Here is a 12568-nt window from a genome sequence, read left to right on the forward strand (position 1 = left end):
GGACTCACGATGGTCCAGCGGAAGGAAGTGCTCACTCACCAGCGGCTACCAGGCACCGAGTCTGCCTGATCAACCGACCCGGTAGCTTCCATTAGCGGAAGGCGGCGGCGTTGCGCCGGGCCCAGGCGGCGAACGGCTGAGGGGCCCGGCCCAGCACGCGCTCGACGTCCGGGCTGATCCGCCGCTCGGCCTCGGTCGGCTCGCCGAGGATGTCCAGCGTGGTGTCCGCGACCGGCGGGGGCATGAACGCCAGCATCTGCGCGCGGGCCTCCTCGCGGGTCTGCTCGACGAACGCGACCGGCTCGCCGATCGCCTGGCCGATGGCCTCGGCGTTCTGCCGCGGGGTCACCGCCTCCGGCCCGGTGAGCTCGTAGGTCCGGCCGTCGTGGCCCGGCTCCCGCAGCACGGCGGCGGCCACCGCGGCGATGTCGTCGGGGTCGATGATCGGCAGCCCGACGTCGCCGAACGGCGCCGCGACCGTGCGGTCCGCGCGGATCGACCCGGCCCAGGCGTACCTGTTGGAGGCGAATCCGCCCGGCCGCAGGATCGTCCACCGCGCTCCCGAGTCGACGACGGCGCGTTCCACCTCCGCCCCGAAGCGGCCGTGGGACGCGCTGTCCGGGCGGGTCACCACGCCCTGCGAGGAGAGCAGGACGATCCTGCCCGGCCCGCTCACCGCGGCGACGATCTCCTTGGGCTCGACGGCGAACAGGTCGCCGCCCGTGAGGAGGAACACCGCGTCCGCGCCCTCCAGCGCCGCGCTCATGCTGCCGGGATCGGCCAGGTCGGCGGCGACCGCCCGCACGCCCTGCGGCACGTCGGCGTCGGTGATGCGGCGGGACACGGCGGTGACCTGCTCCCCCGCCTCGGCCAGCAGCCGGACCAGCGTCCGCCCGACGTTCCCCGTGGCTCCCGTGACAACGATCATGATCTCTCCCAGTTGTTAGTTAGTCGGCTGACTCACTTGAGGGAGACCATAGCACGGCTCCGCCGCATATAGTTAGTCAGGTGACTGACTCAACGGGTTCGCGGGCGAGGACCGCGGCCGCCAAGCGCCAGCGGCTGATGGCCGCCGCCGCCCAGGTCGTGCACCGGCAGGGGGCGGAGCGCACCACCATCGCCGACATCGCCCACGCCGCCGACGTCCCCGTGGGCAACGTGTACTACTACTTCAAGACCAAGGACGACCTGGTCGCCGCCGCCCTCGCCGAGCACGCGCGGCAGCTGGAGCTCCTCACCGACCGGCTGGACGGGCTCGACGACCCGAGGGAGCGGCTGAAGGCCCTCGTGGAAGGGTGGGTCAGCCAGCGCGACCTCGCGGCCCGCTACGGCTGCCCCACCGGGACACTCGCCGCGGAGCTGGACAAACGCCCCGAGGGCGGCCTGGACGCGGAGGCCGGCCGCGTCATCCGGCTGCTGCTGGACTGGGTCGAGCGCCAGTTCCGCGAGCTCGGCCAGCCTGACCCCTGGGACCTCTCCCTGACGCTGGTGGGCGCCTACCAGGGCATGTCCCTGCTGGCCAACGCCCTGCGCGACCCCGACGTCATGACCCGCCAATGCGCCCGCCTGCTCGACTGGCTCGACTCCCTGCCCGAGGCCCCCGCCGTCTGAAGGCCTCGACCCCCGCCGGGCACGTACTTCGTGACGTCCGCCGCCCTCTTCGTGAGGTGGGCGGCCGGAGGTAACGGACTCCGATCCTTTTTCGCGGCATCCGCAGGAGGCCGGGACACCATGAGGATGTCCTGACGATCACCCTCCGCGGAACCGCACGGAGGGCTCCCACGTGGAGAATCTCCAGAAGGAGCGATCATGGAACGTCCGTCGAGGCGGGGATTACTGGGTGGCGCCGCGCTGGTGGCGGGTGCCGTGACGTTGCCCGCGCCCCCCGCCGGAGCCGCCGTGTCATCCGGCGGGCCGGTCACGGGTCCGGTCACCGTGTACCCCGGCGACCCCCGCTACCAGGAGCTGACCGTGGGCTACAACCAGCGCTGGGTCGGCGCGCCCGACTATGTGCGCGTGGTCAGCTCGACCGCCCAGGTCGTCGCCGCGGTGCAGGAGGCGGTCGACGCGGGCAAGCGGATCTCGGTGGTGTCCGGCGGCCACTGCCTGGCCCCGTTCGTGTTCAACTCCGACGTGGACGTCGTCATCGACCTGTCCGGGCTGGACGAGGTGTACTTCGACCAGCAGCGGGGCGCGTTCGCGGTCGAGGGCGGCGCCCGGCTGTCGGGCGTCTACGACACGTTGTTCAAGAAGTGGGGCGTGACCATCCCCGGCGGGATGTGCCCCACGGTCGGCATCGGCGGCCACGCCACCGGCGGCGGGTACGGCTTCCTGTCCCGGCAGCTCGGGGCCGTGATCGACCACCTGGCGGCGGTCGAGGTCGTGGTCGTGGACCGCTCGGGCACCGCCCGAGCCGTGACGGCCTCGCGCGATCCGGGCGACCCCAACCGCGACCTGTGGTGGGCGTGCGCCGGCGGCGGGGGCGGCAACTTCGGCATCGTCACCCGCTTCTGGTTCCGGACGCCGGGCACGACCGGCTCCAACCCGAGCCGCCTACTCGTCAACCCGCCCAAGGACGTGCTGCTCAGCGCCGTCGGCATCCCGTGGAGCATGCTGGACCGCACGAAGTTCGCCACCCTGGTCACGAACTGGGGCGCCTGGTACGAGGGACACGCCGCGCCCGACTCCCCCGCCAGGATCCTGTCCGGCGTCGCGTCGCTGGCGCACCGCTCGAGCGGAAACGTCTTCCTGCTGACCCAGGTCGACGCCACCGCCCCCGACGCGGCGCGGATCCTCGGCGACTACCTGGGGGCCCTGACCGCCGGGCTCGGCGTCGACGCCGTGGTGGCGGCCCAGCCGGCGCAGCGGCTCCCGTGGTTGCGCGCGGTCAAGTTGATCGCCGCCAGCATCCCCTCGTTCATCAACCCGACGCTGCGCGGCTCCTCCAAGTCGGCCTACCTGCGGCGCTCGTACACGGCCGAGCAGGCGGGCGCGATGTACGACGCGCTCACCCGTACGGACTTCGCCAACCCGGCGGCCGCGGTGACGCTGGCCGGGTTCAGCGGCGGCGCGATCAACGCCGTCCCCGCCACGCGGACCGCTCTGGCGCACCGCGACGCCGCGTTCTGGACGCTGTTCGAGGCCCAGTGGCAGGACCCGGCCGCCGACGCCGCCAACATCGGCTGGCTGCGCGACCTGTACGGCTCGGTGTGGGCGGCCACCGGCGGCTACCCGGTGCCCGGCGACCAGGCCGACGGCTGCTACATCAACAACCCCGACCCCGACATCACCGACCCCGCGTTCAACCGCTCGGGCGTGCCGTGGCAGACGCTGTACTACAAGGGCAACTACACCAGGCTCCAGCAGGTCAAGGCGGCCTACGACCCCCGCGACGTCTTCCGGCACGCGCAGTCGGTCTCGCTGCCGTAGCAGCACCTGGGCGGCACCTGGCCAAGTGCCGCACCGTACTTGACTTTGTCAGCGCGGCGCCGCCGGGTCCGCTTCCCGGCGCGGATGCGCGCTCCTAGCGTCGGACACACCGAGTGACGAAGGAGAACACCGTGATCCATCAACTCATCTTCGCCGCGCCCAAGCCCGGGATGACGGAGGAGGAGTTCCAGCAGTACTGGCTGAACGTGCACGCCGTCCGGTACGCGAGCAAGATCCCGCAGATCAGGAAATACCTGATCGGCACCCGGATCCCGCTCCGGCCCGACGAGGGCGAGCCGCTGTGGAGCGGCGTCGCGGAGATCTGGCTGCGCGACGAGCGGGAGCAGCTCGAGTCGCTGCAGACGCCCGAGTTCCTGGAGGGCGCGCGGGCCGACGAGCCGCGCTGGGCGGCGTTCTGGCGCACGCTCGTGCTCGACACCGACGCGCACGAGCCGGTGCCGGGGCCCGAGCTCGCCCCGCCGTCGGGCGTGAAGCTGATCGTGCTGGTCAAGCGGAAGGAAGGGCTGCCGCTGGCCGACTTCAGGAGCGCCGACCTCGGCCCGCACGCCGAACTGGTCGCGCAGGTGCCGGGGCTGCGCCGGTACCTCCAGTGCCACGTCAGAGACGGCGCGTACGCCATCGGCGAGGCGGTGCTCGACGCCGCCCACCTCCTGTGGTTCGACGACAGGGACGCCATGGAGGCCGCGCTCGCCTCGCCCGAGTACGCCAAGGTCGTGGCCGACATGGAGACGCTGGTCGAGCCGAGGTACGTGCACCGGATGGCCGTCACCGAGCACTGGGTCATCGGGCCGGAGAGCCGCTGATGTCCGCCGGTGACCAGAAGAGGGAATACGACTACATCGTCGTGGGCGCCGGCGCGGCCGGGGCGGTCGTCGCCGCCAGGCTCGTCGAGCGGACCGAGGCACGCGTGCTCCTGCTGGAGTCCGGCGGCGACGCCGGCCTGGCGGCCATCCGCCAGACGGGCATCCCCGGCATGGCCTCGCTGTGGCAGGACCCCGCCGTCACCTGGCCGTACGTCACGGTCCCGCAGGCCGGTCTGGGCTGGCGGACGATCCCGCTGCCCCAGGGCAAGGTGCTGGGCGGCGGCAGCTCGGTCAACGCCATGCTGTACGTCCGGGGCAACCGCCGCGACTACGACGGCTGGGCCGCCCAGGGCAACGAGGGCTGGTCGTACGACGAGGTGCTGCCCTGCTTCAAACGGGCCGAGGACTACGAGGAGGGCGCCGGGCCGTACCACGGGGCGGACGGGCCGATGAAGGTGGCCCGCCTGTCGTCGATGTCGGAGGTGTCGCGCGCCTTCCTCCAGGCCGCCTCCGAGCTGGGCTTCCCCGGCGGGGAGGACTGGGACTACAACGGCGCCGCGCAGGAGGGCGCCTTCGCCTACCAGTCCACCAGGACGAAGGACAACCAGCGATCGAGCACGGCGTCCGCCTACCTCGACCCGCTGCGCGGCCATCCCCGCCTCACCGTCGAGACCGGCGCGACGGCGACCCGCGTGCTGCTGGACGGCACGACGGCCACAGGCGTGGAGTACCTGCGCGACGGCGCGCTCCACCGCGCCGGGGCGAGCGCCGAGGTGATCGTCTCCTGCGGCGCGCTCGCCACGCCCAAGCTGCTGATGCTCTCCGGGATCGGCCCGGCCGAGGCCCTGCGCGAGCACGGGCTCGCGGTCGCCGCCGACCTGCCCGGCGTCGGCGCCAACCTGCACGACCACCTCATCCTCGGTGTGGCCTACGCCGCGCGGTCGATCCTGCCGCTGCCCGAGCTGCTGGCGGAGGCGGGGCTGTTCCCACCGGACGACCCCGATCTCCAGATGCTGTTCGGCCCCGTGCAGTTCGTGGCCGACGAGTACCGCGTCGACGGGCCCGCCTTCACCTTCGCCCCCGTGCTCGCCCGGCCGCGCAGCAGGGGCAGGCTCGCCCTGCGGTCGGCGGACCCCGCCGACGCGCCCCTGGTCGACCCCCATTACCTCGAGGAGCCGGCCGACCTGGCGGCGCTCGTGCGCGGGATCGAGCTGTCCAGGGAGCTGGCGCACAGCAGCTCGATGTGCTCGTTGCACGACCGCGAGAGCGCGCCCGGCCACGGCGCCGACCTGCCCGCCTACGTCCGCGCCACCGCGACCACCGTGTGGCATCCGGTGGGCACCTGCCGCATGGGTCGCGACCCGCTGGACGTGGTCGACGCGGCGCTGCGCGTGCACGGCGTCGAGCGGCTGCGCGTCGCCGACGCCTCGATCATGCCGTCCATCCCCGCGGGCAACACCGCCGCCGCCACCGTCATGATCGGGGAGCGCGCGGCCGACCTGCTCACATGAAGGAGCCGACCGTGCCAGACAGCTACAGGTACATCGTCATCGGCGCCGGCGCGGCCGGATCGGTGGTGGCCGCCCGGCTCAGCGAGGATCCCGACGCCTCCGTTCTCCTCCTCGAGGCGGGCGACGCACAGGTCACCGACGCGGTGACGACGCCGTGGCGGTGGAACGAGGTGCTGCTGACCGACCTGGACTGGGCGTACATGAGCGAGCCCCAGCCCGGCCTCGACGGCAACCGCGTCTACTCGGCCGCCGGCCGGGGCCTGGGCGGCACCTCGAACATCTACCACATGATGCACACCAGGGGCCGCCCCCAGGACTACGACGACTGGGCCTACCACGGGTGTCCCGGCTGGTCCTTCGACGACGTGCTGCCGTGGCTGCAGCGCCTGGAGGACCAGCGCGACGGGCACAACCCGCTGGCCGGCAAGGACGGCCCGATGACCGTGGCCGACGCGGGCGAGACGGGCAACCCGGTGTCGGAGACGTTCATCGAGGCCTGCGTGGAGCTCGGCCATCCGCGCCTGGACGACTTCAACGCGGGCCTGTTCGGCGCGGGCTGGCACCACGTGAACATCAAGGACGGCCGGCGCAGGGGCGCCCGCGAGTCGTACCTGGATCCCGCGCTCGACCGGCCCAACCTCACGGTGCTGACCGCGGCCCTCGCGGCACGGCTGCTGTTCGAGGGGACCCGCTGCGTCGGCGTGGAGTACCTGCGCGAGGGCCGCACGCACACGGCGCGGGCCGAGGCCGAGGTAGTGCTGTGCGCGGGCGCCATCCAGTCGCCCAAGCTGCTGCTGCTGTCGGGCCTGGGCCCGGCCGGCGACCTGGCCGAGCTCGGCATCCCGGTCGTGGCCGACCTGCCCGGGGTCGGGGCCAACTTCCACGACCACCCGCTGGTCATCGGGCCGATCGGCTACCTGGCCGAGCCGGGCGACGACCCGCGCGGCAACGTGACCGAGGTCGCGCTCTTCTGCGGGTCGCAGGACGGGCTGCCCGTCCCCGACCTGGAGGTCGCGCTGGTGCACCGCGCGCCGTTCGGCGAGAAGTTCTTCGCCAACGTCATCCGCCGCGTGCAGACCGGCCAGCCGGTCGCGCCGGTGCGGGAGCTGGTGGACCCGCACGTGATCCTCAGCCTGACCGGTCTGGTGTCGCCGGTCTCACGGGGATGGGTACGGCTGGCGGGCACCGACCCGACCGCCTACCCGCGGATCAACGCCAACTACTTCGGCGACCCGGTCGACCTGGAGCGCACGGTCACCGCCGTGGAGGTCGCCCGGGACATCTACCGCACCAAGGCGTTCACCGGCCGGTGGGGGCTGGCCGAGGTCGCCCCCGGGCCCGGCGTGACCACCCGCGAGGAACTGCGCGCCTGGGTGAAGGCCAACACCGGGTCGTACTACCACTTCGCCGGCTCCTGCCGGATGGGCACCGACGCCTCGGCCGTGGTCGACCCCCGGCTGCGGGTGCGCGGCGTGGAGGGGCTGCGCGTGGCCGACGCCTCCGTCATGCCCTCGCTGGTCAACGCGCATCCGCACACCACGGTCGTGATGATCGGCGAGCGCGCGGCCGACCTCGTCCGTACCTCTGGGTAGAAGTCCAACAGGTAGAAGTCCCATAAGTAGCAGCGAGAGTGCCAGCACAACCTCGTCCTGTCAGCCGGCCCGGAACATTTCAATAATTCGAGGAAAGGGGGATGTTCGATTTATAGGGGTTGGTCGCATGGCCATCTACTCGGATTTGCATTCGCGAGAGTTTTGGCTCTCTCCTTTCTGTGAGGACCTGTTCACGTCCTTCCTACGCTCCGATCAGCGCCGATGGGGCGAGGTCTACGTCCACGGCCTGGTCTCCGTCCCGGGCCGCAAGTCGATCCGCCGGATCTCCAACCACGTCGTGGGGCGACCCGTCGACCAGTGCCTCCAGCAGTTCATCAACCAGAGCCCCTGGGACTGGGCGCCCGTACGGCAGCGCCTGGCCCAGCTGCTCGTCGAGGCGATCCGCCCGAAGGCGTGGGTGCTGGAGGAGGTCGTCTTCCCGAAGAACGGGTCCAAGTCGGTGGGTGTGGCGCGGCAGTTCGCCAACTCCGCGGGCCGCCTCCTCAACTGCCAGATCGGCCTGGCGGTCGTGATGGTGGGAGAGGACGGCGGCTGCCCGGTCAACTGGCGGCTGCTGCTGCCCCGCTCGTGGGACGAGGACGACGGCCTGCGCAGCCGGGCCCGCGTACCGGCCCACGAGCACAGCCGGCCGCACTGGCGGCACCTGCTGCAGGCCGTCGACGAGATGGTGGTCGACTGGGGACTGCCTCCGGCGCCCATCGTGGTGGACGGCAGGTCGATGCCCGGCGTGGAGCTCCTCCTCGCCGGGCTCGCCGAGCGCGGGCTGCCCTACCTCGTCCGCGTCTCCCCCGGCACGCTGCCGGCCGGCGGGACCGGTCTGCCCGCCCGCCCGGTGCTGGAGCCGTTACGGCCCCGGCTGCAGGTGGTGCAGGGGCAGGCGGGCACGCGGCCCCCGTACCAACAGCAGGGGCAGGGCCACCGCTGGTATCCGCGCTCGGGGGCGCGGGCGATGTGGCTGACCGACCTGGGCCGCAACCGGGTCTCCGACCTGGCGGGACTGGTCGGGCTGCGCAACAGGGCGGCGTCCGTGCTCGCGTCGGTCGCCGCCGAGTCCGGCCTGCAACACTTCGAGGGCCGCTCCTTCCAGGGCTGGCACCACCACGTCACGCTGGTGTCGGTGGCCCACGCGTACCGGCTGCTGGGCGGCCTGGACGGACGGGAATCGGAGGAACTGTGCCTGCGCCCGCATGGCTGACCGCCCGGCTCTCCGCGATCGAGCTGTTCGCCGGGCTGTCGGACGAGCAGCTCGACTGGCTCGCGTGCGCCGGGACCGTCAGGGAGCTCGGCGACGGGCAGGCGCTGTTCGTCGAGGGCGCGCCGGCCGACGGCTTCTACATCCTGCTGGACGGCGAGATCGTGGTCTCGAAGCTGGTCGGCGGGCGGGAGCAGGTGCTCACCCGGCACCTCGGCGACGCGCTGGAGCACCAGTTCATCGGCGAGCTCCCGCTGCTCACCAGCGACGAGTACCTGGCCACCGCGCTGGCCGTGGGGCCGGCGCGGGTCGTGGCCTACGGCAAGGACGCGTTCTTCGACATGCTGGAGCGCTGCCCGCAGGTCTGCCGGGTGCTGCTGCCGGTGCTGGCCGGGCGCATCAACGCCATGGAGCGCCAGGCCGGGCGCAGCCGCATGCTGGAAGGGCTGGGCATGCTGGCGGCCGGCCTGGCCCACGAGCTGAACAACCCGGCGGCGGCCGCGCTGCGGGCCGCGCGGGAGCTGCGCGACCTCGCGCCCCGGCTGGCCGCCACCGCGGTCGAGTGGGGGCGCACGGGCGAGGAGACCGAGATGCGGCTCGTCGCGCGGTTCCAGGACCGGGTGGGCTCCGGGGCCGCGCTGGACCCGCTGGCCGAGGCGGAGGCGGCCGACGACGTCGCCGACTGGCTCCGCGAACAGGGCCTCGGCCCCGACCGGGCCGTCGAGCTGGCCGACGACCTCGCCGAACACGGTGTGGACCGCGCCGCGCTCGACGAGCTGGCCGCCGGGCTGCGGCCGGACGCGCTCGCCGCGGCGCTGGCGTACCTGGTGCCGGTGCTGCGCATCCGGACGCTCGCCGGCGACGCGGCCGAGGCCGCCGAGCGGGTGGTGGAGCTGGTACGGCGCACCTCGGCGTACACGAACCTGGACCGCGCGCCCCAGCGGGACGCCGACCTGCGCGAGGGCCTGGAGGCCACGCTCGCCCTCATGGCGCCCAAGCTGCGCAACATCCGCGTACGCCGGGAGTACGGCGGCGTCCCCGACCTCCAGGCCTTCCCCAGCGAGCTCAACCAGGTCTGGACCAACCTCATCGACAACGCCGTGGACGCCATGGGCGGCGAGGGCGAGCTGACGATCAGCACCAGGCGGGAGGGCGACCACGCCGTGGTGGAGTTCCGCGACACGGGCCACGGCATCCCCGCCGAGGCGCTGCCGAACGTGTTCCAGCCCTTCTTCACCACCAAGGACCTGGGCAAGGGGACCGGTCTCGGGCTCCACGTCAGCATGGACATCGTGGCGCAGCGGCACGGCGGCACGATGGAGGTCGACTCGCGGCCGGGCGACACGCGGTTCGTGGTGCGGCTGCCGCTGGCCCGGGTCCCCGAGTAGGGGGTCAGCTCTCCGAGTGGTAGCGGTGGATCATCGACACCGCCATGGCGCCCTCGCCGACGCCCGAGGCCAGCCGCTTGACGGAGTTGGCGCGCACGTCGCCGGCCGCGAACACGCCAGGCACGCTCGTCTCCAGCAGCAGCGGCTGCCTCGGCAGGTCCCAGCTGGCCAGCCCCGCCACCGGACCGAGGTCGGGGCCGGTCAGCAGGAAGCCGTGGGCGTCCCTGCGCACGAGGTCGTCCAGCCACTCGGTGCGCGGCCGGGCGCCGATGAACACGAAGACGTGCTCGGCCTCCCGCGTGGTCAGCTCGCCGCTGCGGGTGTCGCACAGCGTGATGCGCTCCAGCCGGTCCACGCCGCCGGTGGCGACCACGCGGGTGTTCGTCATGACCGTGATGTTGCCCGTCGCGGCGATCTCGTCCACCAGGTACGCGGACATGCCGCTGGCCAGGCTGTCCGCGCGCACCACCATGGTGACGTGGCAGGCGTGCCGGGAGAAGTGCAGCGCCGCCTGGCCGGCGGAGTTGGCGCCGCCCACGATCCACACCTGCCGCCCCACGCATGACTCGGTCTCCGTCAGGGCCGCGCCGTAGTAGATGCCGGCCCCCTCGAAGCGGGCCGCGTCCTCGGCGTCGAGACCGCGGTACGACAGGCCCGGCGACAGCAGCACGGTGGCCGCGGTGATCTCCTTGCCGTCGGACAGGTTCAGCACGCAGGCCCGGCCGGCCCGGCTCAGCCGCCTGGCCTCGACCGGGGCCAGCACGTCCACGCCGAACCTGCGGGCCTGCGCCATCGCGCGGTTGGTCAGATCGACGCCGGAGATGCCGGACGGGAAGCCGAGGTAGTTCTCGATCCGGCTGGAGGTGCCGGCCTGGCCTCCCGGGACGTAGGCCTCGATGAGCAGCGTCGCCATCCCCTCGGACGAGGCGTAGACCGACGCGGCCAGCCCGGTCGGGCCGCCTCCGACGATCGCCACGTCGTAGTGCGGGTGGCTGAGCTCCGTCGCCAGGCCCAGGGCCGCCACCACCTCGCCGTGCCCGGGGCGGGCCATCCGGCGCCCGTCGGGCAGCACGACCTCGGGGACCTCCGGGGCGCCCGGCTCCGCCTCCTCGAACCTGAACGGCAGGCGGTAGCGGGTCAGCAGGTCGCGCAGCCGGTGCGTGGCGGGCGCGAACCGGTGGCCGACCAGGCGGATCCCCTGGTACGGGGGCTCATGGGCGGACTCCCAGTCCGACAGCAGGTCGTCGAGCACGGGGTAGAGCCGCTCCTCCGGCGGCTCCCACGGCTTGACGAGATAGTGGTCCAGCCGCACCTCGTTGATCGCCGAGATGGCGACGCTCGTGTCGGCGTAGGCCGTCAGCAGGACGCGGCGGGCAGCGGGGAAGCGCCGGCCGGCCTCCACCAGGAACTCGATCCCGGTCATCTCGGGCATGCGCTGGTCGGACAGGATCAGCGCGACCTCCTCACGGCGCTCGCGCAGCCGGTCGAGGATCCGCGTGGCCTCCACCGGCGACCTCGACGCCACCACCCGGTAGCGCTCCTGGTAGGCGCGGGACAGATCGCGCCGCACCGCGCGGAGCACGTGATCGTCGTCGTCCACGGCCAGCAGAACCGGCCGCCGCTGCTCGGGCATCACGAGCCTCCAGAATCGGCTACGGCCATTGTTCCGTCATTTTCCGGGCGGCCGCCCCCGGCACCTGACGAAGTGCCGGCGGCTTTCACGGACTTGACGGAATAGGCGGGCCGGGCTTGTCCTGGAAAACCACATATTGTTTGAATCCACGCATGACGCGCACCATTCTTATTGTTCTCTCCGAGTACGGATATTGGGGAGAGGAACTCGTCGGCCCGCTGGCCGCCTTCGACCGGCAGGGCTACCGGAGCGTGTTCGCCACCCCCACCGGCAAGCGCGCGCGGGCACTGCCGCCCAGTCTCGACCCCGGGTACGTGGATCCGCCGCTGGGCCGCTCCGTGACCACGCCGGAGGTGGCCGTGGCCGCCAGGCAGCTCGACGAGTCGGACCGGCTGGACTCCCCGGTCAGCCTCGCCGAGTGGATCCCCGAACGCCCCTACAACAGCGAGGACGGATACCTCCGCAAGGTCGAGGCCTACCACCGGGAGCTCGGCCGGCTGGACCGGGACGTCGACAAGTACGACGCCCTGGTCCTCGTGGGCGGCAGCGGCCCGATCGTGGACCTGGCCAACAACGGCCGGGTGCACGACCTGATCCTCTCCTTCGTCCGGGCGGACAAGCCGGTGCTCGCCGAGTGCTACGGCGTCGCCTGCCTGGCCTTCGCCCGCGACTGGGAGGACCGCGCGAGCATCCTGCGCGGCAAGCACGTGACGGGCCACTGCAAGGAGTACGACTACAAGGACGGCACGGGCTTCCTGGGAGTGGACTTCAACATGGGGCCGCCGCCGTACCCGCTGGAGTACATCCTGCGCGACGCCACCGCGCCCGACGGCCGCTACCACGGCAACGTGGGCAAGGAGACGTCGGTCATCGTGGACCACCCGTTCGTGACGGGCCGCTCGACCCCCGACTCGTACCTGTCCGGCGAGAAGCTGGTCGAGGTGCTCGAGTCCGGCCTGCGCCGGTACGGCTGGTGAC

The 12568-nt window shown here is 72.6% G+C and carries 10 protein-coding genes; 8 read left to right on the top strand and 2 right to left on the bottom strand.

The annotated features are described in order from the left end of the window. Nucleotides 1-91 precede the first annotated feature (91 nt). On the bottom strand, nt 92-928 hold the full coding sequence (locus ACWDRB_RS42560) for an NAD(P)H-binding protein (RefSeq protein ID WP_364251148.1): 837 nt from the start codon (nt 926-928) through the stop codon (nt 92-94). Nucleotides 929-1008: 80 nt separating this feature from the next. Between ACWDRB_RS42560 and ACWDRB_RS42565 the strand changes: the two genes are divergently transcribed. The 7 genes from ACWDRB_RS42565 to ACWDRB_RS42595 all read left to right on the top strand — a co-directional run bounded on the left by ACWDRB_RS42565 (nt 1009) and on the right by ACWDRB_RS42595 (nt 9957). After that, nucleotides 1009-1611 carry a TetR/AcrR family transcriptional regulator gene (locus ACWDRB_RS42565; RefSeq protein ID WP_449903826.1) on the top strand — a complete coding sequence of 201 codons (603 nt, stop codon included), beginning with the start codon at nt 1009-1011 and terminating at the stop codon, nt 1609-1611. A 198-nt stretch (nt 1612-1809) separates the two neighbouring features. Next, nucleotides 1810-3429: an FAD-binding oxidoreductase gene (locus ACWDRB_RS42570; RefSeq protein WP_449903830.1), complete on the top strand. Its 1620-nt coding sequence runs from the start codon at nt 1810-1812 to the stop codon at nt 3427-3429. 131 nt (nt 3430-3560) lie between these two features. Next, a complete protein-coding gene (locus tag ACWDRB_RS42575; RefSeq protein WP_449903832.1) occupies nt 3561-4253 on the top strand; it encodes an EthD domain-containing protein in 693 nt (230 codons plus the stop codon). Beyond that, nucleotides 4253-5764 carry a GMC family oxidoreductase gene (locus ACWDRB_RS42580; protein WP_449903834.1) on the top strand — a complete coding sequence of 504 codons (1512 nt, stop codon included), beginning with the start codon at nt 4253-4255 and terminating at the stop codon, nt 5762-5764. Before ACWDRB_RS42575 ends, ACWDRB_RS42580 begins: the two co-directional genes overlap by 1 nt. A gap of 11 nt (nt 5765-5775) precedes the next feature. Beyond that, nucleotides 5776-7356, top strand: a complete 1581-nt coding sequence (locus ACWDRB_RS42585) for a GMC family oxidoreductase (protein ID WP_355191513.1) — start codon at nt 5776-5778, stop codon at nt 7354-7356. 127 nt (nt 7357-7483) lie between these two features. Then, nucleotides 7484-8572: an IS701 family transposase gene (locus ACWDRB_RS42590; RefSeq protein WP_449903837.1), complete on the top strand. Its 1089-nt coding sequence runs from the start codon at nt 7484-7486 to the stop codon at nt 8570-8572. After that, nucleotides 8551-9957, top strand: coding sequence for an ATP-binding protein (locus ACWDRB_RS42595; protein WP_449903839.1), 1407 nt, complete (start codon nt 8551-8553; stop codon nt 9955-9957). Before ACWDRB_RS42590 ends, ACWDRB_RS42595 begins: the two co-directional genes overlap by 22 nt. Before the next feature lie 4 nt (nt 9958-9961). On the opposite strand, the gene ACWDRB_RS42600 is transcribed toward ACWDRB_RS42595, so the two are convergent. Next, complete coding sequence (locus ACWDRB_RS42600) at nt 9962-11590, bottom strand: FAD-dependent oxidoreductase (RefSeq protein WP_449903842.1); 1629 nt, start codon at nt 11588-11590, stop codon at nt 9962-9964. Between the two features lie 152 nt (nt 11591-11742). On the opposite strand from ACWDRB_RS42600, the gene ACWDRB_RS42605 reads away from it, so the two are divergent. Further along, the gene (locus ACWDRB_RS42605; protein WP_449903844.1) at nt 11743-12567 is read left to right on the top strand and encodes a type 1 glutamine amidotransferase domain-containing protein; all 825 of its coding nucleotides are present in this window, start codon (nt 11743-11745) and stop codon (nt 12565-12567) included. Nucleotide 12568 lies beyond the last annotated feature (1 nt).

It is taken from the genome of Nonomuraea sp. NPDC003707, assembly GCF_053587055.1.

Excerpts from the sequence above, each read along its gene's own strand:
- ACWDRB_RS42560 (WP_364251148.1), bottom strand. The coding sequence starts at position 928 with ATGATCGTTGTCACGGGAGCCACGGGGAACGTCGGGCGGACGCTGGTC.
- ACWDRB_RS42570 (WP_449903830.1), top strand. The coding sequence starts at position 1,810 with ATGGAACGTCCGTCGAGGCGGGGATTACTGGGTGGCGCCGCGCTGGTG.
- ACWDRB_RS42580 (WP_449903834.1), top strand. The coding sequence starts at position 4,253 with ATGTCCGCCGGTGACCAGAAGAGGGAATACGACTACATCGTCGTGGGC.
- ACWDRB_RS42590 (WP_449903837.1), top strand. The coding sequence starts at position 7,484 with ATGGCCATCTACTCGGATTTGCATTCGCGAGAGTTTTGGCTCTCTCCT.
- ACWDRB_RS42600 (WP_449903842.1), bottom strand. The coding sequence starts at position 11,590 with ATGCCCGAGCAGCGGCGGCCGGTTCTGCTGGCCGTGGACGACGACGAT.
- ACWDRB_RS42605 (WP_449903844.1), top strand. The coding sequence starts at position 11,743 with ATGACGCGCACCATTCTTATTGTTCTCTCCGAGTACGGATATTGGGGA.